General features: G+C 37.1%; 22 protein-coding genes. 15 read left to right on the forward strand and 7 right to left on the reverse strand.

What is annotated here, in order from left to right; translation table 11 throughout:
• Nucleotides 1-2 precede the first annotated feature (2 nt).
• On the forward strand, nucleotides 3-1,295 hold the full coding sequence (locus tag LK994_RS07085) for a TolC family protein (protein ID WP_229762199.1): 1,293 nt from the start codon (nucleotides 3-5) through the stop codon (nucleotides 1,293-1,295).
• 24 nt (nucleotides 1,296-1,319) lie between these two features.
• On the opposite strand, the gene LK994_RS07090 is transcribed toward LK994_RS07085, so the two are convergent.
• Nucleotides 1,320-2,207, reverse strand: a complete 888-nt coding sequence (locus tag LK994_RS07090; RefSeq protein ID WP_229762200.1) for a carbohydrate kinase family protein — start codon at nucleotides 2,205-2,207, stop codon at nucleotides 1,320-1,322.
• A gap of 73 nt (nucleotides 2,208-2,280) precedes the next feature.
• Here LK994_RS07090 and LK994_RS07095 point away from each other — a divergent pair, with 73 nt between their 5' ends.
• The 3 genes from LK994_RS07095 to LK994_RS07105 all read left to right on the forward strand — a co-directional run bounded on the left by LK994_RS07095 (nucleotide 2,281) and on the right by LK994_RS07105 (nucleotide 5,288).
• Entirely contained in the window at nucleotides 2,281-3,660 is a 1,380-nt protein-coding gene (locus LK994_RS07095; RefSeq protein WP_229762201.1) for a methyltransferase RsmF C-terminal domain-like protein, read from the forward strand.
• A gap of 53 nt (nucleotides 3,661-3,713) precedes the next feature.
• Nucleotides 3,714-4,640 (forward strand): LysM peptidoglycan-binding domain-containing protein, encoded by a 927-nt coding sequence (locus tag LK994_RS07100; RefSeq protein WP_229762202.1) that lies wholly within the window; start codon nucleotides 3,714-3,716, stop codon nucleotides 4,638-4,640.
• A 63-nt stretch (nucleotides 4,641-4,703) separates the two neighbouring features.
• Nucleotides 4,704-5,288 carry a nitroreductase family protein gene (locus LK994_RS07105; protein WP_229762203.1) on the forward strand — a complete coding sequence of 195 codons (585 nt, stop codon included), beginning with the start codon at nucleotides 4,704-4,706 and terminating at the stop codon, nucleotides 5,286-5,288.
• Nucleotides 5,289-5,297: 9 nt separating this feature from the next.
• Here the strand turns inward: LK994_RS07105 and fmt are convergent, their stop codons facing one another.
• Together fmt and LK994_RS07115 are read right to left on the reverse strand one after the other, a co-directional pair.
• Nucleotides 5,298-6,233: a methionyl-tRNA formyltransferase gene (fmt, locus tag LK994_RS07110; RefSeq protein WP_229762204.1), complete on the reverse strand. Its 936-nt coding sequence runs from the start codon at nucleotides 6,231-6,233 to the stop codon at nucleotides 5,298-5,300.
• A gap of 54 nt (nucleotides 6,234-6,287) precedes the next feature.
• Complete coding sequence (locus LK994_RS07115) at nucleotides 6,288-7,538, reverse strand: exo-beta-N-acetylmuramidase NamZ family protein (RefSeq protein WP_229762205.1); 1,251 nt, start codon at nucleotides 7,536-7,538, stop codon at nucleotides 6,288-6,290.
• A 132-nt stretch (nucleotides 7,539-7,670) separates the two neighbouring features.
• Here LK994_RS07115 and LK994_RS07120 point away from each other — a divergent pair, with 132 nt between their 5' ends.
• From LK994_RS07120 to LK994_RS07140, 5 genes are all read left to right on the forward strand, one after another.
• Nucleotides 7,671-8,096 carry an FKBP-type peptidyl-prolyl cis-trans isomerase gene (locus tag LK994_RS07120; protein WP_229762206.1) on the forward strand — a complete coding sequence of 142 codons (426 nt, stop codon included), beginning with the start codon at nucleotides 7,671-7,673 and terminating at the stop codon, nucleotides 8,094-8,096.
• Between the two features lie 142 nt (nucleotides 8,097-8,238).
• The gene (pepT, locus tag LK994_RS07125) at nucleotides 8,239-9,492 is read left to right on the forward strand and encodes a peptidase T (RefSeq protein WP_229762207.1); all 1,254 of its coding nucleotides are present in this window, start codon (nucleotides 8,239-8,241) and stop codon (nucleotides 9,490-9,492) included.
• A gap of 190 nt (nucleotides 9,493-9,682) precedes the next feature.
• Nucleotides 9,683-10,609 (forward strand): SPFH domain-containing protein, encoded by a 927-nt coding sequence (locus LK994_RS07130; RefSeq protein ID WP_229762208.1) that lies wholly within the window; start codon nucleotides 9,683-9,685, stop codon nucleotides 10,607-10,609.
• Nucleotides 10,610-10,793: 184 nt separating this feature from the next.
• Complete coding sequence (locus LK994_RS07135) at nucleotides 10,794-11,471, forward strand: MotA/TolQ/ExbB proton channel family protein (protein ID WP_229762209.1); 678 nt, start codon at nucleotides 10,794-10,796, stop codon at nucleotides 11,469-11,471.
• 68 nt (nucleotides 11,472-11,539) lie between these two features.
• Entirely contained in the window at nucleotides 11,540-11,947 is a 408-nt protein-coding gene (locus LK994_RS07140; RefSeq protein WP_229762210.1) for an ExbD/TolR family protein, read from the forward strand.
• On the opposite strand, the gene prmC is transcribed toward LK994_RS07140, so the two are convergent.
• Nucleotides 11,931-12,794 (reverse strand): peptide chain release factor N(5)-glutamine methyltransferase, encoded by an 864-nt coding sequence (prmC, locus tag LK994_RS07145; RefSeq protein WP_229762211.1) that lies wholly within the window; start codon nucleotides 12,792-12,794, stop codon nucleotides 11,931-11,933. The genes LK994_RS07140 and prmC overlap by 17 nt on opposite strands.
• 57 nt (nucleotides 12,795-12,851) lie before the next feature.
• On the opposite strand from prmC, the gene ribD reads away from it, so the two are divergent.
• The gene (gene ribD, locus LK994_RS07150; protein WP_229762212.1) at nucleotides 12,852-13,907 is read left to right on the forward strand and encodes a bifunctional diaminohydroxyphosphoribosylaminopyrimidine deaminase/5-amino-6-(5-phosphoribosylamino)uracil reductase RibD; all 1,056 of its coding nucleotides are present in this window, start codon (nucleotides 12,852-12,854) and stop codon (nucleotides 13,905-13,907) included.
• Nucleotides 13,904-14,521, forward strand: a complete 618-nt coding sequence (locus LK994_RS07155; RefSeq protein ID WP_229762213.1) for a YigZ family protein — start codon at nucleotides 13,904-13,906, stop codon at nucleotides 14,519-14,521. The genes ribD and LK994_RS07155 overlap by 4 nt, the downstream gene beginning before the upstream one ends.
• A 3-nt stretch (nucleotides 14,522-14,524) precedes the next feature.
• On the opposite strand, the gene LK994_RS07160 is transcribed toward LK994_RS07155, so the two are convergent.
• Both LK994_RS07160 and upp read right to left on the reverse strand, forming a co-directional pair.
• Complete coding sequence (locus LK994_RS07160) at nucleotides 14,525-15,535, reverse strand: PorP/SprF family type IX secretion system membrane protein (RefSeq protein WP_229762214.1); 1,011 nt, start codon at nucleotides 15,533-15,535, stop codon at nucleotides 14,525-14,527.
• Between the two features lie 59 nt (nucleotides 15,536-15,594).
• Nucleotides 15,595-16,245 (reverse strand): uracil phosphoribosyltransferase, encoded by a 651-nt coding sequence (gene upp / locus LK994_RS07165; protein ID WP_229762215.1) that lies wholly within the window; start codon nucleotides 16,243-16,245, stop codon nucleotides 15,595-15,597.
• A 70-nt stretch (nucleotides 16,246-16,315) separates the two neighbouring features.
• Here upp and LK994_RS07170 point away from each other — a divergent pair, with 70 nt between their 5' ends.
• Both LK994_RS07170 and LK994_RS07175 read left to right on the forward strand, forming a co-directional pair.
• Nucleotides 16,316-17,401 (forward strand): anhydro-N-acetylmuramic acid kinase, encoded by a 1,086-nt coding sequence (locus tag LK994_RS07170; protein WP_229762216.1) that lies wholly within the window; start codon nucleotides 16,316-16,318, stop codon nucleotides 17,399-17,401.
• A gap of 69 nt (nucleotides 17,402-17,470) precedes the next feature.
• On the forward strand, nucleotides 17,471-17,890 hold the full coding sequence (locus tag LK994_RS07175) for an FxLYD domain-containing protein (RefSeq protein ID WP_229762217.1): 420 nt from the start codon (nucleotides 17,471-17,473) through the stop codon (nucleotides 17,888-17,890).
• A gap of 202 nt (nucleotides 17,891-18,092) precedes the next feature.
• Here LK994_RS07175 and ade read toward each other — a convergent pair whose 3' ends face one another.
• On the reverse strand, nucleotides 18,093-19,715 hold the full coding sequence (gene ade, locus LK994_RS07180; RefSeq protein ID WP_229762218.1) for an adenine deaminase: 1,623 nt from the start codon (nucleotides 19,713-19,715) through the stop codon (nucleotides 18,093-18,095).
• A gap of 528 nt (nucleotides 19,716-20,243) precedes the next feature.
• Between ade and gap the strand changes: the two genes are divergently transcribed.
• Both gap and LK994_RS07190 read left to right on the forward strand, forming a co-directional pair.
• Entirely contained in the window at nucleotides 20,244-21,254 is a 1,011-nt protein-coding gene (gene gap / locus LK994_RS07185) for a type I glyceraldehyde-3-phosphate dehydrogenase (protein ID WP_229762219.1), read from the forward strand.
• Nucleotides 21,255-21,313: 59 nt separating this feature from the next.
• Entirely contained in the window at nucleotides 21,314-22,537 is a 1,224-nt protein-coding gene (locus LK994_RS07190) for a phosphoglycerate kinase (RefSeq protein ID WP_229762220.1), read from the forward strand.
• The last annotated feature ends 116 nt before the right edge of the window (nucleotides 22,538-22,653 follow it).

Genomic DNA, 22,653 nt, shown 5'->3' on the forward strand with positions numbered 1-22,653 from the left:
GAATGAAGCGAATACTGATTTTATTTTCAATATTGGTTGTAGTAAAAGCAAATGCACAACAGTTGACATTGGATGATGCTATTAATATTTCTCTTAAAAATAATTTTGATATTCAGATCGCTAAGAATGTTGCAGAGGTCAATAAGATCAATAATAATATTGGCGTGGCAGGAGGGTTACCTACTGTAGCTGCTACCGCTACAGATCAGGAGAGTATTGTCAATATCAATCAAAAATTAAATACCGGTACAGAAATAAGCAGGAATGGAGCTGCTTCAAATGCACTGAATGCAAATGTTACAGGAAGTATGTTATTGTATAACGGATACAGGGTTGTTGCTACAAAAAAGCGTTTGGAAGAATTGCAAAAACAAAGTGAACAATTACTAAATGCACAGATACAAAATACCATTGCTTCTGTTATGCTGAAATATTATGATATTGTAAGGCAACAAAGTTATATGAAGACCTTGCAGCAGAGCATCGATTTGTCAAAAAAGCAATTAGAACTGATCCAGGTAAAAAAAGACGTAGGGCTTGCAAATAATGCAGACCTGTTTCAATCTCAAATTGATTTAAATACCAGGCAACAAGATATGCAAACGCAGCAGTTGATTGTGGCACAGGCAAAGACAGATTTGATCAGGTTGTTGAATATAAAAGAAGATTCGGTCATTATGATCAAAGATTCGATCATCATTGATAAAAACATTCAATTAGTTGATGTGCTCGGCAGCATCAATCAAAATCCATTACTGCTTTCTTTAGATCAGCAAATAAAGATCAACGAATTATTGGAAAAGGAAGTAGCGTCACTTCGTAAGCCGGCATTGAGAGCTAATACTGGATTGAATTTTGGCAGAACACAAAGTGCTGCAGGGCAGGTGCTGCTAAATCAATCGTATGGTCCATTTGTTGGATTAAGCTTATCTGTGCCGATTTATAGTGGCGGTGCGGTAAAACGCCAACAGCAAACTGCAGGTATCAATACCAGGAACGCAAAACTGCAAAAAGAAAGTGTTTTAGCAGAATATAAAACGGCAACTATCAAAACCTATCAATCTTATACCAGTAGTATCGATCAGTTAAAAACACAACAAAATACTTATCAATTATCTCAACAACTGGTAGATCTTTCGTTGCAACGTTTTCAGTTAGCAGCTGCCACGATCATTGAAGTACGTGAGGCACAAAAAAGTTTTGAAGATGCGGGCTTCCGTTTAGTAAATCTGAGTTACGCCGCAAAGATTGCAGAGATAGAATTAAAACGTGTCAGTAATAAACTGGGCATGTAGTTTTACTGTTTATATAGATAAAAGTTATTTCCAGTTGGTCAGATCTTTTTCTATTGCAGCAGCGGATAAGTTTTCATGCACCAGTTCTTTCGATTGTATACAATAGCTGCCGCAAATAGTTGCATATTTCATGCAATCGCTTATTGATTTGTTTTGTATGAATGCATATAAAAACCCTCCGAAAAAATTATCTCCTGCTCCGTTCGCATCAACTAGTTTATGGGTCGTAATGGCAGGCTGGTCAATGTTTAAGCCATCTTTGGTTAAAATCGTTGCTCCATTTTTTCCATGAGTGCAAACAACGAATTCTTTTCCATCCTGTATAAATTGTTGCATCAAACTTTTGTAATCTCTCACATTGTCTGAGCTAAGAAAAATGTGCTGAGCAGCATCAATAAATGCATCGTGGTAAGGATTACCTTCATCATAATCATGCAGGTCGGTCCAAACGGGTTTGTCGTATTTTTTTAAGAGCGGAATGAGTAGTTTGCAATAGGGGATGATGTTCAGTACCACTATATCTGCCCACTTTATTTTCTCTTCTATCAATGCAAGATTGATGGAGAGGGTTTCAGATGATTGTGTAATGAACATTGAGATGCGTTCACCTGCAGCATTCATGACATTAAAATGCCGTTCAGTTCCTTTTGGATCGATATCATAAATAAAATCTACTTTTTGTGCTGACAGGTATGAAATGATCTTCTTTCCCCATATATCATCTCCAACTATCGAATGCAACACATTCGGTACACCTAGCTTTGTTAGGCATAGCGCTTTGCCAGCTCCGGTAGAACCGGCTGCTTCATGAAATGGTGCAGTATGTATGGTTTTAGGGATAGGGTCGGGGAATTTATCCAGCGTTACAATATGATCAAAAGTTGTTCCGCCAAGTATGAGTATCTTTTTCATGCAATGATTTTCATATTCAAATTACAAATTTTCTTTCAACAACTTATTTGCGATATTTTTGAGGTATATTTAAATGAAACAGTTGCAACTTCCTTCAGCATTTATTCAATCTTTACAAGCGGCACCGGGCTTCGAACAGGAGGCTTTTGAAAATGTGCACCAATCGGGTGAACAAATCACATCTATACGAGTTAACAATTGTAAGGCATTCGACATTCTGCATTCAACTTTCAATATTTCAGAAGTTCCCTGGAATTTAAATGGTTACTATCTTGCCGAGCGTCCATCATTTACACTGGATCCGTTGTTTCATGCCGGCGCATATTATGTACAGGAAGCCAGCAGTATGTTTTTGGAGCAGGCGTTGAAACAAACAGTTGATCTGTCTCGGCCAATAAAGGTATTAGATCTTTGTGCAGCACCAGGAGGAAAATCTACATTGATCCAGTCCCTGATCTCTGGCGAAAGTTTGTTAGTTAGCAATGAAGTGATAAAAACGAGGGTAAATGTTTTGGCTGAAAATATTGCTAAATGGGGAGCAGCAAATGTGATCGTAACTAACAATGATCCGAAAGATTTTCAGCGACTACCCGATTATTTTGATGTAATAGTAATTGACGCTCCATGTAGTGGAAGTGGTTTGTTTAGAAAAGATACGAATGCAATCAATGAATGGAGTGAACAAAATGTATTGCTCTGTAGTCAGCGACAGGAAAGGATTTTAGCGGATATTTTACCAAGTTTGAAAAGAGGAGGCATATTAATTTACTCTACCTGTTCATATTCTGAGGAAGAAGATGAAGAAATTGCAGACTGGCTTACAGAACAGTTTGAAGTTGAGAGTTTGAGGTTGGAAATTAAAGATGATTGGGGGATTGTTGAAACAAAATCGCCAGCTAGTAATGCTTGCGGTTATCGTTTCTATCCCGATAAAGTAAAAGGCGAGGGCTTTTTTATTGCTGCGTTCAAGAAACCAACGACCAATGACGGAGAATCAAAAGAATGGTATTCGAGGAGTCGATCGGAAAAATTATCTGCTAAAGAAGTTGAAGTAGTACAATCATATTTAAAAGATCCCGATAATTTTTTCTTTATTAAACAGAAAGATGAAGTTATAGCGATGCCATTACATCTTGAAAATGATTTGGCAAATATTCAATCGGCTTTATATATAAAAAAAGCTGGTGTAAAATTGGGCACAATAATCCGTAATGAATTAATTCCCCATCATGAGTTGGCAATAAGTTCGATAATTAACAGAGAAACGCCTTCGGTGGAAGTAGAATTGGATATAGCACTGCAATATCTGCGTAAACAGGAAATTCACCTGGAAACTGAGCGTAAAGGCTGGTCGTTACTCACCTATAAACAATTGCCACTGGGTTGGGTAAAACTCTTGCCTAATCGGGTTAATAACTACTACCCTAAAGACTGGCGGATTCTTAACAAGTAAATAATGCAACTAACCAACTAATTTTTGCATCTTTGCAATTGAAATTATTAAATATGAAACGTCTTTTTATTATACTTTTTTGTTTGCCTTTGTTCGCCTTGGCGCAAAAAGAAATTACACATACAGTTGGTCCAAAAGAAAGTTTGACAAGCATCGGACGTTTATACAATATCAACGGAAGAGAGTTGGCCAAGTACAATAATATTGATTATGAAAAAGGGTTGTCCTTAGGGCAGGTATTAAAGATCCCTGCATCTGCAACAACAACTAAACCTGTCGTTGCACCTCCTGTTGTTAAGAAAGAGCCGGTTGTAACAAAACCTGTTGTGAAAAATAATGAAGTTGCAGGTACGCCGATCTATCATACGGTTGCCAAAAAGGAAACTTTATACGGTATCAGTACAATGTATGGTAAGGTGCCTATTGCTGATATTAAGAAATGGAATAACCTTACAGCAGACGGTTTAAACGAAGGAATGCAGTTGATTGTTGGATATACCACAAAAACAACGACACCTGTTGTTAAAAATGTAGTGAAAGAAGCGCCGCCTGCCGTTAAAGAAGAGGTAAAAGTGGTGAAGGAAGTTAAACGTCCTGATCCGGTAGTAAAAGAAGACAATACTCCTCCTCCGGCGGCAAACACAGGCAAAAATTTGAATGGAGGATTTTTTAAATCTCTCTATATGACACAAACCAGGAATGCCAATGTATCTACAGAGAGTGGTGTAGCTGGCGTTTTTAAAAGTACCAGTGGCTGGGAAGATGGAAAATATTATTGTTTGCATAATGATGCCAACGCAGGGACCATTGTAAAAATATCTAATCCGGCTACGGGCAAAAGTATTTATGCAAAAGTGCTGGATGTAATTCCTGATATTAAACAAAATACCGGCCTGCTTTTAAGAATAAGTAATGCGGCGGCTGAAGAATTAGGCGTATCGGACGCTAAGTTTGACTGTAGTGTTTCTTATGTAAAATAAAATTTCTGGATATTCAATAGGGCAGGGTATCAACCATACTTCTGCCTTTTCTGTTATATAAATATGGATACCACTTTTGCAAATATTTCAACAGTTATTAAAGAGAGAAGGAGCATAAAGCCTGCTCATTTCAATGGTGATATTATTCCTGACGAACGAATTGATCAGTTGTTGGAATTAGCTGACTGGGCGCCTACGCATGGCAGTACCGAGCCTTGGCGTTTTATTGTATATACAGGCGATGGGCTGAAAAAATTTTCGGCTGATCATGCTGAGTTATACAAACAATATACATCACCAGAAAAATTTTTAAAGGCCACTTACGATAAACTCATTCAGAACGGAGAGAAAGTTTCTCATGTTATCATTGCGATCATGCAGAGAGGTAATTTACCAAAAGTGCCTGTGATTGAGGAGATGGCCGCAGTGTCAGCAGCCATTCAAAATATCTTGCTGGGAGCCGAAGCTTTAGGGATTGCATCTTTATGGTCGACAGGAGGTATGATACATCATGATGCAATGAAAGAATATCTGCATCTTAGAAACGAAGATCTTATAATGGGGCAGATATTTTTAGGGTATGCTGATGAAAAACCATCAGGCAGGAGAATATTTCCTATTGGTAGTAAAGTAAAGTGGATCAGGTAATTTGTGGAGTTATACAAATCTATATCCTCTCAAAAAATCTTCTACATTCATTTTCTTTTTGCCTTCCAGTTGAATCTCTTTTACAGCAATATATCCATCCGCACAAGCAAATTTTAAAAATGTCTTTTTATCTGTCTCAAAACTGCCTGCTGCCTTAGGTGTTGACTGTTCTTTGGATGCAGAAAATATTTTCAATTTCTTACTGTCTAAAAAGGTAAATGCAGCCGGGTAAGGAGATAGCCCACGGATCAGATTATATAGCTCATCAACTGTTTTACTCCAATCAATTTTACAAGTCTCAGTAAAGATCTTCGATGCATGCAATAGTGGTCCGTCGTCTGAGGTCTGTGGTTTTTCTTCTAATGTTTTGTTGCATAAGCCTTGTACAGTCTTAACCAATAAAGCGGCACCAACCTCTTTCATCTCGTCATGTAATTCTCCTGCTGTTTCATCATCTCTGATCGCAATTTTTTCCTGCAATAAAATATCTCCGGTATCTATCTCATGTTTTAATTTAAAAGTGGTTACACCAGTTTCTTTTTCACCATTGATGATGGCCCAGTTGATTGGTGCAGCCCCTCTGTATTTAGGCAACAAAGATCCATGCACATTGATAGTACCCATTGGCGGCATGTTCCAAACAACTTCGGGTAGCATTCTAAATGCCACTACAATTTGCAGGTCTGCATTCAACGATCTTAATTGAGCTAAAAACTCAGGGTTCTTTAATTTTTCCGGTTGTAGGACAGGTAAGCCTTTTTCAACAGCGTATTTTTTTACGGCACTTTGTTGTAATTCCATTCCACGGCCTGCAGGTTTATCCGGAGCAGTTAGTACAGCAATAATATTACAACCTGCTTTCACCAATGCATCCAACGATGCAACGGCAAACTCAGGCGTACCCATAAAAATTATCCTGATATCTTTTATATTTCTACTATTCATTTTACTATTACAAATCAAAAGGCTCTAGGTTCCCCCTTTAGGGGGCGGAGGGGGTTAAAAATCTTTATATAGCAAATATTTCTTTCTTATCTTCTTAAAATTACTCAAAGCAGGTTCCCAGCTTTTCCTAATTTCAGCTTCTGTTTTTCCTTGCTTTATCTGCTTAACTAAAATATCATTTCCTGCCAGTTTATTAATGAAATTATTTTTCAAAAAGAAACTATCCTTACCCGGAAATAATTTGTACGCATCTATCAAATATTTTAATTGAATTTTTTTATTCACTCGTTGCAGTAGCTGTTCCGGTGTGCCACTTATATCCCAGCCATAACAAACCTGGTTGAAACATTTGCTGCTTTTAGCACCTGCATTAGGTTTTGGCGTAAAGCTGAATAATGTTTTGGGTAAAGAAGGATGTCCGAAAATTTGGAATGGTTTATCTGTTCCTCTACCCTCGCTTAAAACAGTTCCTTCAAAAAAACACGTAGAAGGGTATGCGTATATACTTTGTATCTCTCTCAGATTAGGAGATGGATTAACCGGCAAACTAAATACGGAGCTATGTGTATAGTCTTTACATTTTATTACCAGCATATGAAACGGCGTGTCAGCTGTAGGTTTGGTGGTAATATTATAACTGTTGATCTTATTCGCTAGCGGAGATAGCCATTTTTCTCCTGTCAGCATCATGGCATATTCACCAATGGTCATTCCATATACTATTGGCACAGGCTGCATTCCTACAAAGCTTTTAAATTTCATATCTAGCACAGGGCCATCTACATAAAATCCGTTAGGATTAGGTCTATCTAATATCAACAGAGGTTTATGGTTTTCTAAAGCAGCTTCAATATAATACTGTAATGATGAAATGAATGTATAGAATCTTACCCCAACATCCTGTATGTCAAATAGCATGATGTCAACATCTTTAAGATCATTTGACGTAGGTTTATTATGGTCTCCATACATGCTGATAACAGGAATGCCGGTCTTTTTATCGACAGCATTTTCAACATGTGCGCCTGCATCTGCATCACCTCTGAAGCCATGTTCCGGGCCAAATATCTTTACGATCTTAATACCTTTTTTAAGTAAAGTATCTACCAGGTGAGTACTTTTTACCATACTGGTTTGGTTGGCAAAAATCGCTACGGCCTTACCTTTCAAATAAGGTAAATAGGCTTCCATTCTTTCTGCACCGGATATAATAGAGTTCTGCTCAAATGGCTTATATAATAACTGAGAAAATGAGAGCTGGCTAAATAAAAGAGTAACAATGATTAATATACTATTCTTTTTCATGTTGTAAAGTTCTTTAAAACTTTTTAAACTACTTGGAGTTTTATCATTTACTTTGCATTTTCTGTCTCAAAAAGGCAGGTATTTATAAACAATATCCAGACAGGGTTTGCCTGTTTGGGAAAATTAAATTTTATGCAAGCAAAAAACGGAGATGCAGTATCAGTGCATTACACAGGTAGATTAGTAACCGGAGAACAATTTGATTCTTCTGCAGGAAGAGAGCCTTTGGCTTTTACAGTTGGCGCCGGACAAATGATCAAAGGTTTTGATGCCGCTATTCCGGGAATGGCAATAGGCGATAAAAAAACAATCACCATTGCAGCAGCTGATGCTTATGGTGAAAAAGATCCTGCAGCGATCATACAGTTTCCAAAAGAAAATGTACCTGCTGATATGAAATTGGAACCAGGTATGCAACTTACTTTAAGCAACCAGTACGGACAACCGGTACCTGTTGTTGTTATCGAAGTACAGGATACAGTGATCGTATTAGATGCTAACCATCATTTAGCCGGACAAGATCTGGTTTTTGATATTGAATTGGTTACTATCAATTAAGAATTAGCAATTGACAATAAACAATTGACAAAATGCAGCTTGATCATTCAAGCTGCATTTTTTTGCCTACTGCTAACTGCCCATTGCCTATTCTGCTTATATTCGTACTTCTATATTCGTCATTCGTAAATCGTAAATAAATATGCCTGTTTATATCAGTCCCGATAATGTTGCCGAACGTTTTATGCGTTATGTGCAGATAGATACACAAAGTGATCCAAATAGTAGCACTCATCCTACTACCGAAAAGCAAAAAGACCTGAGCAGGCTTTTGTGGAGAGAGTTACAAGGCATGGGTATTACAGATGTGTCTACTGATGAGTATGGATATGTGTATGCCACCATTCCATCTAACAGTGATAAAAAAAATATTCCTGTCATTTGTTTTTGCTCACATGTAGATACAGCACCAGATTGCAGCGGTACCAATGTAAAACCTATCCTTCACCGTTATTATGATGGTAATGATATTGTTTTGCCCGATGATCCCACTCAAGTGTTGAACAAAGCTAATTCGCCCTATTTGCAAGAGCATATCAACCATGGTATAATTACTGCAAGCGGAACAACATTACTGGGAGCCGATGATAAAAGCGGTGTAGCAGTTATTATGGAAATGGCATTGTATTTTATGCAAAACCCTGCTGTAAAGCATGGAGATATAAAAATTCTATTTACTCCTGATGAAGAAGTTGGACAAGGCACTGCTAAATTAGATATGAAAAAATTGGGAGCTCAATTTGGTTACACATTAGATGGTGGCGAAGCCGGTTGCCTGGAAGATGAAACATTCAGTGCAGATGCTGCCGTCATTACTGTTGAAGGAATTATTGTACATCCCGGAGCAGCAAAAAACAAACTGGTGAACGCATTAAAAATAGCAGGGGCTATTTTAGACGCATTACCTAAAAACGAGTGGAGCCCTGAAACCACCGAGAAGAAAGAAGGTTTTGTGCATCCTGTGGCAGTAAATGGTATCGCTGAAAAAGCTACCATTGAATTTATTGTAAGAGATTTTGATACAGCTACTTTGCAACAGCATCATAACAGGCTGAAAAAAATTGCAGAAGAGGTAGTGGCAAAATATCCCGGAGCAACAATAAGCTATGTGGCTAAAGAACAATATCGCAATATGAAAGAAGTGCTGGATAAAAATCCGCAGGTAGTTGCGTATGCAAAGGAAGCCATTGAAAGAGCCGGACTTAAAGTGCAAACAGAAAGTATACGTGGTGGTACAGATGGTAGCAGACTGAGTTTTATGGGTTTGCCAAGTCCTAATATTTTTACGGGTATGCAAAACCTGCACAGCAAATTAGAGTGGATCGGTACAAAAGATATGGCTAAAGCTGCCGAAACAATTGTACATCTTTCTATGATCTGGGAAGAAAAAAGTTAAGATTTTGTAACCGGCATTATTTTTCATGGCATCATCGTTGTGTCACTCACTTGTACGGCATACCGTTGTGGAACTTTTATCAAAGCCCAATAAAGATATGCAGCACAAGAGTGCGACGCCACTGAAGTATCACAAAGATTTAATGACCGGTACATAAAAAAATATTATCTTCATCACAAATTAATAAACCATGGAATTAATAAAGTACTTGCCGGTGGCATTGGTCATCTTTGCCTTCTTGGGATGTTTTGTAACCATTAATCAGGGAACGATCGGGGTGGTTACCATGTTTGGTAAATACCGTCGTATCATGCGTCCGGGATTAAACTTCAAGATCCCTTTTTTAGAACAGATATACAAAAGAGTAAGCATTCAAAACCGTTCGGTTGAGTTGGAGTTTCAGGCTGTAACCATCGATCAGGCGAATGTTTATTTTAAATCGATGTTGTTGTATTCTGTTGTAAATGTGGATGAAGAAACGATCAAGAATGTTGCCTTCAAATTTATCAGTGATAAAGATCTGATGCAGGCATTGATACGTACTGTTGAAGGAAGTATCCGGGCATTTGTATCTACAAAAAAACAGGCGGAAGTTTTAAATGTTCGTCGTGATATTGTAGAGAATGTAAAAGAACAGGTAGATATTACTTTAGAAAGTTGGGGCTATCATTTGCAGGATCTGCAGATCAATGATATCACTTTTGATGAAGCGATCATACAAAGTATGAGTAAAGTGGTGGCAAGTAATAATTTAAAAGCTGCTGCTGAAAATGAAGGGCAGGCTTTATTGATCACTAAAACAAAAGCAGCGGAAGCGGAAGGTAACTCAATCAAAATTTCTGCAGAAGCTGAAAAACAAGCGGCACAGTTACGTGGACAAGGTGTTGCGTTATTCAGAGAAGAGGTGGCCAAAGGTATGAGTCAGGCTGCTGAGCAAATGAAACAGGCTAATTTAGATACTAATGTAATTTTGTTTAGTATGTGGACAGAAGCCATCAAAAATTTTGCAGAATATGGCAAAGGCAATGTGATCTTCTTAGATGGCAGCAGTGAAGGAATGGAGAAAACTATGCGTCAGATAATGGCCATGCAGCAGATGGGAGACAATAAAAAATAATTTTTATAATATCTTAAAGCCCCGATTTATCGGGGCTTTTTTGTAGGGTGATATTCTTTAACATTTTTTTATAGAGTAAATTGTATCTCTTTACGATTAGTGTAGTCATATTACACACCGGTTGGCACAATTATCGTACAACCAAAAACAGAAACAATTACATTTGCACAAAATCAGTTAATACATGTTCGATATATTTTTACAAGTAGATACATTAAGTACAGCCGCTTCAACAGCCGGAAAAACTGAATCTGTTTGGAGTTTGTTAACCAAGGGTGGTCCGTTGATGATACCGTTGGGTATTTTATTTGCACTGGCCGTTTTTGTTTTTATAGAAAGGCTGATAGCGATCAGGAAGGCGAGTAAGATCGAAGATAGTTTTATGAGTATCATCCGTGATAATATTATTAACGGAAATGTGACAGCTGCAAGAAGCCTGGCTAAAAATACAGACAATCCTGTTGCAAGAATGATCGATAAAGGGTTACAGAGAATTGGCAAACCAATTGATGCGATTGAAAAAAGTATGGATAATGTGGGTAAGCTGGAAATGTATAAAATGGAAAAGAATCTTTCTATATTGTCTGTGATCTCCCGTATAGCGCCATTGTTTGGCTTCGTAGGAACTATTGTAGGGCTGGTATTATTGTTGAAAGAATTTGCAACGATCAGCAATCCTTCTGTTAGTCAGATTGCTGATGCGATGTATATTAAATTAATTACTTCTGCCAGTGGATTGATCATTGGTATGTTGGCATATTTAGGCTATAGTTATTTAGATACACAGATCAACAGAACTGCCAACAGAATGGAAGCGGCAAGCAGTGAGTTTATAGATATTTTGCAGGAGCCAACAAGATAATTAGTAATTAAAAATTCTTTCAAGCATAAAGGTTTTAATTCGTAATTCGCAATTCTTAATTAATTAAAATGAGTCTTCGGAAGAACAAGCTAAGAGACAATCACAGTGAAGTAGACGCAGGTCCGCTGAATGATATCTTATTTATTCTATTAATGTTTTTCTTAATGATATCTACATTGGCTAATCCTAATGTGATAAAGATGAGTGTGCCTAAAGCTAAGAGCGACACCAAGACAAAGCAAAGTGTAGTGGTAAGTGTTGATAAAGATAAAAATGTATATGTTGGTTCTAAAAGAATTGTAATGGACTCTTTAGAATCTGCGCTGAGAAAATATATCAACGAAGGCGATAGTATAAAACCTGCTGTTGTTATCAATGCTGATTCTGCTTCTGCCTGGGGTGAAATTGTAAGAGTAATGAAAGTAGCCCGACATTTAGGTGCCACTACATCTGCAACAGTTACCGGGACTGAGTAGCAGTTACCATTCTTTGTTTGCCAAAAATATCTTTAATTATTTCAACCTGTTGATACGATTGGGCAAACATTGCGGCTGTTTCTTTTGCAAAATTTTCGTGTGTTTCTACAAATATTTTTCCGTTATTATGTAAGTGGCTTTTTCCAAACAAAGCTATTTTTTCGTAAAATAATAAAGGCGTGTTATCGGGCACAAATAAGGCCAGATGAGGTTCGTAACCGGTTACATTTTTGTCTAATTGTTCTTTTTCCGTTACTGGTATGTAGGGGGGATTACTTACAATTATATCAAACGAGGGAATATCTCCCCATAAATTTTCATCTATAAAATTAAGTTGTTGGAAATTAACAACAGTGTTATTCATCAATGCATTCTCTTTGGCAACAGCTAAAGCATTGTCACTTATATCTATTGCCGTAACAGTAGCACCGGGTATTTCTTTTTTCAATGCTATAGCGATACAACCGCTGCCGGTACCAATATCTACAATCCGCAACGATTTATTATTCGTAATTCGTATTTCATCATTCGTAATTAACTGAACTAATTCTTCCGTCTCAGGCCTCGGTATCAGTACATGTTCGTTCACATTAAATTTCATTTTATAAAACCATGCTTCTCCCAGCACATACTGTATAGGTTTGTGTTGCAATAACTCTTCCAGGCAATTGGTTATTCTTTTTGTTACAGCAGGTTCCAATTCTTTGTCAGGATGAAGGGTTATATCCGCACGTTTAGCACCGGCAATACTTTCAAAAAGCCAATCAGTCAATGTAGCAGCTTCATTCAAATTGTAAATAATTTGAAGCTTGTTTAAAAGTTTTTTATACAGTTCCTGTGTCGTCATTCAGGCAAACTTAGTTTATTTTTTAGCTGATTGCTGCGGTATGCTTAATTTTGAGGCTTGACTGTACACGAAAAATATATGCATCGTTGTCTGGAGCTGGCTAAACTCGGCTTCGGGAATGTGGCGCCCAATCCAATGGTGGGTGCGGTATTGGTGTATAATGATACCCTTATAGGTGAAGGATATCATCAGCGGTACGGAGAAGCGCATGCCGAGGTAAATTGTATCAACAGTGTTGCGGATGAAAATAAAAAATTGATTGGAAAAAGCACGTTGTATGTTTCTTTGGAGCCATGTGCACATTTTGGAAAAACACCTCCCTGTGCTGATTTGATTGTCGATAAAAAAATACCGAATGTGGTGATTGCGTGTAGAGATAGCTTTGCTCAAGTGGATGGTAAAGGGATACAAAAATTAATGAACGCAGGGATAAATGTAAAGGTGGGTATTTTAGAAAAAGAGGCAATAACGTTGAACAAACGTTTTTTTACTTTTCATGCCCAGCATCGACCATATATTATTTTAAAATGGGCACAGAGTAAGGATAAGAAAATTGCTTTGGCTGATTTTTCAAGTGTGGCTATCAGCAATGCCCAAACCAATAAACTGGTGCACAAATGGCGCAGTGAAGAAATGGCTATTATGGTTGGTACTAACACTGCTTTGCACGACGATCCTTCTTTAACTACAAGACATTGGTCGGGAAAAAATCCTGTGAGGATTGTTATTGACAAAGCGTTGAAACTGCCGAAATCCTTGCATTTGTTTGACGGTACAGTAAAAACGATCGTATTTAATACAATTAAAAACGAAGAGGCTGGTTTACTATCTTATATAAAAATTTCAGAAAAGGAAAACATCATTCCTCAGATACTGCAAGCATTGTATCAATTAAAGATCCAGAGTGTAATTGTGGAAGGCGGCGCAAAATTGTTGCAGTCATTCATAGATCAAAACTTCTGGGATGAAGGAAGAATAATTACCAATACAGAATTAACGATTGGTGATGGAATAAATGCTCCTGTTTTTTTGGGAGATCATTTATTATCAACTCAACAGATCTCAACTGATAATGTCGATATTTATCTTAATCCCAATCCTCCAACAAATTGATAACAGGCACCAACGATAAAACATTTTATTTTACTATAGATAAACCTTCTGTTGCTGAATTTAAGGATAGAGGCAGTAAATTTATTGCTTACGCTTTTCCGATAGAGACTGTGGAAGATTTTAAAGTGCATCTGCAAAATTTAAAAAAGGAACATGCAAAAGCGGTGCATCATTGTTTTGCCTATCGTATAGGTACAGATGGAAATACTTTCAGAAGTAGTGACGATGGCGAGCCTTCTGGTACAGCGGGGAAACCTATCTTAGGACAAATTGATAGCAAAGAAATAACCAATGTGGCAATTATTGTAGTACGCTATTGGGGAGGAACCTTGCTGGGAGTGCCGGGATTGATCAATGCGTATAAAACAGCCGCATCGTTGGTTTTACAAGTAGTGCCGGTTACGCAGAAACAAATAGAAATAACCTATTCTCTTCAGTTTGATTATACCCAAATGAACGAAGTAATGATGATCCTGAAAAAATTTAATTGTACGATCATCAGTCAGGAATTGCAATTGTTTTGTTCAGTAAAAATGGGAATACCTGTAAACAGATTGGATGAAGTGCTGTTTCAACTAAACGAGTTGCAGCATGTAGACCTTAAAAAATTATAATCATTAAAATCTCGGACAAGGAATCCCTTTTCCTCTTTCTGCTTTTTGTTGGATATATATCAGAGAAATTTCACTGCCACCTCTGCTTGCTGTAGCTGCTTTTAAAGAAGATGTATTTACGTCATAACTCACTCCAATTCTCAAGCTGTTAAATTCTAAGCCAACATATGGAATAATAGCGTCATTAAGACGGATCCAAGCGCCAGCATAAACATTGGTCGGGTTTTCCAAAGAGCCGTTAATGTTCGATGAAACAGCAGCACCGGCAACCATTTCGCTGGCCTGATTTTGCATTTGATAAATAGCTGATGTATGCACCGATAACCTGTCGCTAAGCGGAGTAGAGTATCCTCCATGTATTGTGAAACGTGGAGTTAATAACCACAATTGATCAATAAAACCAACTGCTGGCTTATTGATATGATACATAGATGCACCCAGATAATAATTGTTATCGCCGTTACTGGAACCGGAAAATAATAATCCGGCATTCAGATCAAGATAATTCTGAGTTTTGCCATTTGTCAAGACTTCATTAGTAGCACCGGTAAAACCATTAGCTGTTAACTGATCTTCAAATCTTAACTTAGTAATATCAAGACTCATACTGCTGTATGTGGCTTGAAGTCCGGCTCCTAGCGTATTAAAGCCTTCTTCGTCCATTGCTTTATGAAAACTTAAAGAAACAGAACCATAATTTAATTTTAATGCATTGTCAGCACTTTGGTCACTCAGTCCTGAAAAACCAATCCCCAGCACATCATATTCACTGATCTTATTTTTCAGGATACTGAAATCAACAGAACCACTGGTTGTTACGTATGCTTTTGGAATAGAAGGCCATTGGTCTCTATGGTTAGCAGCTAAACGAAATATTCCATCAAATTTTCCGGTAAAGGCAGGGTTAAGTGTTAGCGGCGATGCAAAAAACTGCGAAAAATGAGGGTCTTGGGCACTAACAAGTCCGCTAAACAAAAGGGCACATAAGGCTAAGATTGTATTTTTCCGTATCATGAAAAAAAATTCTGAATTTTAAAGATAACATTTTGTTGCAAAACGCAGCACTGAATTTGTTAATTCTGCATTTTACTTCCAAAAGCCAGGTCTCCGGCATCACCCAGGCCCGGTACGATATACCCCTTGGCTGTTAATTCATCATCAATATCACCGCACCAGATGGTTGCTTTAGGCTCTGCTCTTAAAACATACTCTATACCCACCGTACAAGCAATAGCACATACAATATGTATTTGTTTAATATCTCCTTCCTCTTTTAAATACTGAATCGCTTTTACCAAAGATGCCCCTGTGGCGATCATAGGGTCACTGATGATGATCATTTTGCCTTCAACGTCGGGGCAACTCATATATTCAATATTGATCTCAAAACTGCCATCGGGCTTATGTTTTCTATATGCACTGATAAATGCATTCTCTCCTTTGTCAAAATAATTTAACAGGCCGGTATGCATTCCTAATCCGGCTCTCAGGATCGTAGCAAGAATGGGTTGTGTTTTGATCATTTTACAATTGGCAGTGCCAAGCGGCGTTTGGATCTCTTTTTCTTCCCATTCCATCGTCTTGCTTATTTCATAAGCAGCCACTTCTCCAATACGTTCAAGGTTTCTTCTGAAACGCATTCTGTCAGATTGTATATCTACATTTCTTAATTCGCTTACCCAATTACTTACCAAAGAATGCTCTTTACTGAGATTAATTACCATAAAATTTGTAGTTTTCGTCAATCTATATTTACAAATCTATATTTTGCAAGCCAAAAACTAAAATTTAATTATGATTTACAGGGCAATTGGTATCATGAGCGGTAGTTCATTAGATGGCTTAGACATTGCGTATGTTGTTTTTGAGGAAACAGGAGGCAGGTGGAATTATGAGATAATAACGGCTGAATGTGCCTCCTATTCAGCCGATTGGGCAGAAAAGCTGTACAGAGCTACAGCACTTTCTGCGTTGGATTATCAGTTATTGCACACAGAATATGGTCATTATATTGGTGAAAATATTAATAGGTTTATCGCTGCAAATAATTTAGCACACAAAGTACATTTGATCGCCTCTCACGGGCATACTACTTTTCATCTGCCACAAAAAAAGATGTCGGCGCAGTTAGGTGATGGCGCAGCAATTGCAGCAGTAACTCAATTACCTGTTATAAGTGATCTGAGAAGTTTAGATGTTGCTTTCGGCGGACAGGGGGCACCGATAGTTCCGATAGGGCATAAATTATTATTCAATGAATACGATTGCTTTTTAAATATCGGGGGCATAGCTAATATTTCTTTAAAGCAAGATGAAAAAAATATCGCCTTCGATATTTGTCCTGCAAACAGGGTATTAAATATGTTAGTAGCAGAAAAAGGATTGTTGTACGATGATGAAGGAAAAATAGCAGCAATGGGAAATGTGAATGAAAAATTATTGCAACAATTAAATGAGTTGGAATATTATATGCAACCATTTCCCAAATCATTACCGAATAGCTTTGGAATGGATATCATCTTACCAATGATAAGAAATGCATCGCTCAGCACCGAAGATGCTTTAAGAACTTATGTGGAACATATAGCCATTCAAATTAGTAGATCATTCCAAAACATCCAACACTCAACATCCAACTTAAAACTGCTTGTAACAGGCGGTGGTGCATTCAATAGTTTTTTAATTGAAAGATTGAGTTATATGTTGGATCATGTTGAAATTGTTGTACCCGAAAAAAAGATAGTTGAATATAAGGAAGCGCTGATTATGGCTTTGATAGGAGTGTTGCGTTGGAGAGAAGAAGTGAATGTGTTGTCTTCTGTAACAGGCGCTTCGCAAAATAGTATTGGCGGGGCTTTGTGGATAGGGAATACAGATTAGACAGTTAACTGTCGTCACTTTAACAAACTATTTTCTTTTTAATTATTTTCTTGTGTAAAAATTTATCGAATGAAAAAAGTATTGAACATATTAATCGCAGCTTCACTTGTATTAGCGTCTTGCACTAATAAAAATGCAGATGCAAAAGCAGAAAAGGACAGTTACGAAAAAACAAAAGAAACATTAGAAGAAAAAGAAAAGAAAAATCCAACAGCTTTTTTAAAAGCAAGTGCTCATGACAAGAGAAATCTTATCGGACAAACGGTTATAAAAGGCACAGTTACCAATAACGCTAAAGTATGTACTTATAAAGATGTGGAATTAGAATTGTCTTTTTTTAGCAAGACAGGCACTTTGCTCGAAAAAGATAATGAAACGGTGTATGATGAAATTGCGCCTGGAAACTCGGCCAATTTCAAAACAAAATATTTTGCCCCTAAAGGAACCGATAGTGTTGGAGTGAAAATTGTGAGTGCAAAAACGAATTAGAGTTTTTTGTTTAAATGATTTTATAGTAGCTAATCTATTCATTGAACTGCATTGAAATTAAGAACAGAGAATTAATGTCGAGCTACAGTAGCATAAAAGATGCACATAGCTGTATGGCAGAAACGAGATCTAATCGTTTCTGCCTTGATTTTTTTGTTACTCTCTTGTTTCAAGACAAAAAAGTAAATAAGAATGAAATAAATTATACAAAACTAAATGTATCCCCATCAAACAACCCCTTATCACTCAATTTCAAATGAGGTATCACCAATAATGCCATAAATGATAAGGTCATAAATGCAGCATTCAAATGACTGCCTAATTCTTCTTTAACCATTTTGTCAATAGCAGTATACGCATCTGCCACTTTGAAGCCATCTTCATTGCTCATCAATCCTGCAACAGGTAAGCCTAATACCATTGCGTTTTCATCACTTACGCTACTCACACCTCCTTGTTCTTTAATTACTAAATTAACTGCTTTGCAGATGCTTGTATCATCCACACCTACGGCAATAATATTATGGCTATCATGTGCCACCGTAGAAGCAATGGCACCTTCCTTTAAACCGAAATTTTTCACGAATGATTTTGCAACGATCGCTTGTTTATAACGGTTAACCACAACGATCTTTAAAATATCATTGTCAACATCGCTAACAATGGCACCTTCAGCAACCTTGGGCGAAACCAATAATTTATTGGTGATCAATTGCCCTTCCAATGCCTCTATTACAGGAATTTCTCTTTCATTATTATAAACAATGATAAAATCGGCAGGTTTGGTTTCTTTACAATTGAATTGATTGATAATACCACCTTTTTTTGTCGTGATCTTTGATTGCCCGTTTTCTGCAACTAAATTACCGTCGATATATGTTTGAGAAATTTTAAAATTTGTCAGGTCTTCTGCAACAATAAAATCTGCCGCATCACCCACTCTTAATAAACCTACATTCATTTTATAATGTAGCACAGGGTTAATACAAGCAGCTTGTAATATTTTAAAAATATCAATTCCTTTTGCCACAGCTCTTGCGCACAATTTATTGATATGATTTTCTACCAGGCTATCAGGATGCTTGTCATCACTGCAAAACATCATCATTTCATGGTGGTCATTCATCAGGTCGATTAGGGCCTCAAAATTTTTAGCGGCACTTCCTTCCCTGATCAGAATTTTCATGCCATATCCTAATTTATCTAACGCTTCTTCTGCAGTAAAACATTCATGATCGGTACTGATACCAGCATCAATATATTTTTTTGCATCTGCACCTCTCAATCCCGGTGCATGCCCATCCACTGGTTTATTATATTTTTTAGCGGAAGCAATTTTCTTCATCACTTCTTCATCATTAAATAATACACCAGGAAAATTCATCATCTCACTCAAATAAACGATTTCATCTTTTTGCAATAGTTTGTCTACATCCTCTGAAGTAAGTGTAGCACCGGCCGTTTCAAAAATAGTGGCAGGCACACAACTCGGGGCGCCAAAATGGAATTTAAAGGGCACCGTCTTTCCGTTCTCGATCATATATTCAACACCCTCCATACCACATACATTGGCTATTTCATGTGGATCACTGATAGTGCCTACCGTGCCATGTACCACAGCGAGTTTAGCAAATTCGCTCGGCACCAACATGCTGCTTTCCACATGAACATGACTATCCACAAAACCCGGAAGAATGAAGGGCTCATTGTCTATCGCTTTTTGTTTATTGTCTATTGATTGTATTTTTCCGTCTTCAATTACAACTTCACCGTAAAAAATTTCTTTATTGAAAATATCCACAATGTTTCCGCTTACTTTAAACATATTAATTTATTTTAAACTTTAAAGGATCAATCATTCAAGATAGCCCAAAAATGAAAACGAAAAAAATATTTCAAACAGTACTGCTTTTATGAACTATCCTTTTTGATTATTTTTCAAAACCCCAACCTGCTGATGAGGTCATTAAATATATCGAAAAAGGAAGCAGAGAAGAATCTGATATTAGCCGAAGCATTAGGATATATACCGTAAAAAATGAGTTGGCTTAATTTGATACGGAAGATATATTCAATATAAAAATTATCGTTTTGTTGATGAGGCTCTTCCGTTTACATTAACTATAGAAGTATATTGAACTGACAGAGGCATTAAATTCGACAATGCAAATTTTTTTTTATAAACACAAACCAAAGTAGCCAATTACACCTAACCTGTATCGGTTGAAATAGTCAATTTTCGTGTATTTTTTACGCAATTTGATTTATTAAGACAAAAATCACCTTTTTTCTGCTGTAATCTTCGTACATTCGCACACGAATTCAAAAAATTAATCATTCAAAATATACAGAAATGAGTACAGTTAAAGTAGCTATTAATGGTTTCGGACGTATTGGCCGTTTGGTATTTCGTCAGATTTATAACATGCAAGGTATTGATGTAGTAGCCATCAATGATTTAACAAGTCCTGCAGTGTTGGCACATTTATTAAAATATGATAGTGCACAAGGTCGTTTCGATCAAAAAGTAACTTCTACAGAAAATTCAATAATAGTTGATGGTCACGAAGTAAAGATTTATGCTCAAAAAGATCCTGCTCAAATTCCTTGGGGTAGCCACGGGGTTGATGTGGTGATCGAAAGCACAGGTTTCTTTACAGATAAAGCAAAAGCAGAAGCACACATTACTGCAGGTGCAAAAAGAGTAGTTATCTCTGCTCCGGCAACAGGCGATTTGAAAACTGTTGTTTTTAACGTTAACCATGCAATCTTGGATGGTAGCGAAACGATCATCAGCTGTGCAAGTTGTACAACAAACTGTTTAGCTCCAATGGCTAAAGTATTAAGCGATAATTATGGTATCGAAGCTGGTTTCATGACAACCATCCATGCTTATACGAACGATCAGAATACTTTGGATGCTCCTCATGCAAAAGGTGATCTTCGCCGTGCAAGAGCTGCAGCTCAAAATATTGTGCCTAACAGTACAGGTGCTGCAAAAGCGATTGGTTTAGTGTTGCCTGAATTAAAAGGTAAATTAGATGGTGGTGCACAAAGAGTTCCGGTAATCACTGGTTCTTTGACTGAACTGAACACTATCTTAAGTAAAAAAGTAACTGCAGAAGAGATCAATGCTGCAATGAAAGCTGCATCTAACGAAAGTTTTGGTTACAATGAAGATGAAATTGTTAGTAGCGATATCATCGGTACTACATTCGGTTCTTTGTTTGATGCAACTCAAACTAAAGTAATGACTGTAGGTGATAAACAATTAGTAAAAACAGTTAGCTGGTATGATAATGAAATGAGCTATGTATCTCAACTGGTACGTACCGTTCATCACTTTGCCGGTTTAATAAAATAATTTCAATCAAAAAATGCCGGACGCTGATCCGGCATTTTTTATTATAAAATATTAATGTCATGTCTAAATTTTCTTCTTACAATTTTAAAGGATTAAAAGCATTGGTTCGTGTAGATTTCAACGTGCCATTAGATGCTGAGTTCAATATTACTGATGATACAAGAATGACTGCAACCATTCCGACAATAAAAAAAATATTGGCAGATGGCGGTAGTGCAATTTTAATGAGCCATTTCGGTCGTCCGAAAGATGGGCCTACAGATAAATATTCTTTAAAACATTTGGTAAAACATTTATCGGATCTGTTGAATACCGAGTCTAAAAACAGTACCACAGCACCGATCGTTCGTGTATTTTTTGCTGATGATTGTATTGGCGAGCAGGCTGCATTGACTGCAAGTATGTTGAAACCAGGCGAAGTATTGCTACTGGAAAATCTTCGTTTTTATAAAGAAGAAGAAAAAGGAGATGAGGCTTTTGCAGAAAAATTGAGCAAGCTGGGTGATGTATATGTGAATGATGCTTTTGGTACAGCCCACAGAGCACACGCAAGTACTGCGGTTATTGCAAAATATTTTGCTGCGGATAAAAAATTATTTGGTTTGTTGATGGAAGGAGAAGTGATTAGTGCAGAAAAGGTGTTACATCATTCCGAAAAACCTTTTGTTGCAATCATTGGTGGCGCAAAAGTGTCTGATAAAATTTTGATCATCGAAAATTTATTAGAAAGAGCAACAGATATAATCATTGGCGGCGGTATGGCATATACCTTTATTAAGGCCAGAGGCGGAAAGATCGGTAATTCTCTTTGTGAAGATGATCGTTTACAAACAGCGCTGGATATTTTAGAAAAAGCTAAACAGAAAAATGTAAGCATTCATTTGCCGGAAGATTCTGTATTGGCAGATAAATTTGATGCAAATGCAAATACTCAAACAGCTCCAAGTGATGCAATTCCTGATGGGTGGATGGGATTAGACATTGGTCCGAAAGCGGTAGGTATCTTTAGCGAAATAATAGGCAAATCAAAAACCATTTTATGGAATGGGCCAATGGGTGTTTTTGAAATGGAAAAATTCCAGAATGGAACAAAATCAGTGGCGTTGGCCGTTGCCGCATCTACTAAAAATGGGGCATTTAGTTTAGTAGGTGGTGGTGATAGCGTTGCTGCAGTGAATAAATTTAACCTAGCCGATCAGGTTAGTTATGTAAGTACCGGTGGCGGTGCAATGTTAGAATATTTCGAAGGAAAGGTATTGCCCGGTATAGCAGCCATTAAATAATACAATATTCAATCCCTCTTTTAAAGAGGGATTTTTTTTGATTTAGTATAATGAAAAGATGTTTCATTTTCTGTTTTGCGTTATAAAATAATTGACTAACTTTCATTTTTAACCTT

The sequence above is a fragment of the Ferruginibacter lapsinanis genome, from assembly GCF_020783315.1.
GTDB classification, from domain to species: domain Bacteria; phylum Bacteroidota; class Bacteroidia; order Chitinophagales; family Chitinophagaceae; genus Ferruginibacter; species Ferruginibacter lapsinanis.

Excerpts from the sequence above, each read along its gene's own strand:
- LK994_RS07170 (WP_229762216.1), top strand. The coding sequence starts at position 16,316 with ATGATTTACAGGGCAATTGGTATCATGAGCGGTAGTTCATTAGATGGC.
- LK994_RS07095 (WP_229762201.1), top strand. The coding sequence starts at position 2,281 with ATGAAACAGTTGCAACTTCCTTCAGCATTTATTCAATCTTTACAAGCG.
- LK994_RS07115 (WP_229762205.1), bottom strand. The coding sequence starts at position 7,538 with ATGAAAAAGAATAGTATATTAATCATTGTTACTCTTTTATTTAGCCAG.
- LK994_RS07100 (WP_229762202.1), top strand. The coding sequence starts at position 3,714 with ATGAAACGTCTTTTTATTATACTTTTTTGTTTGCCTTTGTTCGCCTTG.
- LK994_RS07105 (WP_229762203.1), top strand. The coding sequence starts at position 4,704 with ATGGATACCACTTTTGCAAATATTTCAACAGTTATTAAAGAGAGAAGG.
- gap (WP_229762219.1), top strand. The coding sequence starts at position 20,244 with ATGAGTACAGTTAAAGTAGCTATTAATGGTTTCGGACGTATTGGCCGT.
- pepT (WP_229762207.1), top strand. The coding sequence starts at position 8,239 with ATGCCTGTTTATATCAGTCCCGATAATGTTGCCGAACGTTTTATGCGT.
- LK994_RS07140 (WP_229762210.1), top strand. The coding sequence starts at position 11,540 with ATGAGTCTTCGGAAGAACAAGCTAAGAGACAATCACAGTGAAGTAGAC.
- fmt (WP_229762204.1), bottom strand. The coding sequence starts at position 6,233 with ATGAATAGTAGAAATATAAAAGATATCAGGATAATTTTTATGGGTACG.
- upp (WP_229762215.1), bottom strand. The coding sequence starts at position 16,245 with ATGGTAATTAATCTCAGTAAAGAGCATTCTTTGGTAAGTAATTGGGTA.
- LK994_RS07120 (WP_229762206.1), top strand. The coding sequence starts at position 7,671 with ATGCAAGCAAAAAACGGAGATGCAGTATCAGTGCATTACACAGGTAGA.
- prmC (WP_229762211.1), bottom strand. The coding sequence starts at position 12,794 with ATGACGACACAGGAACTGTATAAAAAACTTTTAAACAAGCTTCAAATT.
- ade (WP_229762218.1), bottom strand. The coding sequence starts at position 19,715 with ATGTTTAAAGTAAGCGGAAACATTGTGGATATTTTCAATAAAGAAATT.
- LK994_RS07160 (WP_229762214.1), bottom strand. The coding sequence starts at position 15,535 with ATGATACGGAAAAATACAATCTTAGCCTTATGTGCCCTTTTGTTTAGC.
- LK994_RS07090 (WP_229762200.1), bottom strand. The coding sequence starts at position 2,207 with ATGAAAAAGATACTCATACTTGGCGGAACAACTTTTGATCATATTGTA.
- LK994_RS07130 (WP_229762208.1), top strand. The coding sequence starts at position 9,683 with ATGGAATTAATAAAGTACTTGCCGGTGGCATTGGTCATCTTTGCCTTC.
- LK994_RS07175 (WP_229762217.1), top strand. The coding sequence starts at position 17,471 with ATGAAAAAAGTATTGAACATATTAATCGCAGCTTCACTTGTATTAGCG.
- LK994_RS07085 (WP_229762199.1), top strand. The coding sequence starts at position 3 with ATGAAGCGAATACTGATTTTATTTTCAATATTGGTTGTAGTAAAAGCA.
- LK994_RS07135 (WP_229762209.1), top strand. The coding sequence starts at position 10,794 with ATGTTCGATATATTTTTACAAGTAGATACATTAAGTACAGCCGCTTCA.
- LK994_RS07190 (WP_229762220.1), top strand. The coding sequence starts at position 21,314 with ATGTCTAAATTTTCTTCTTACAATTTTAAAGGATTAAAAGCATTGGTT.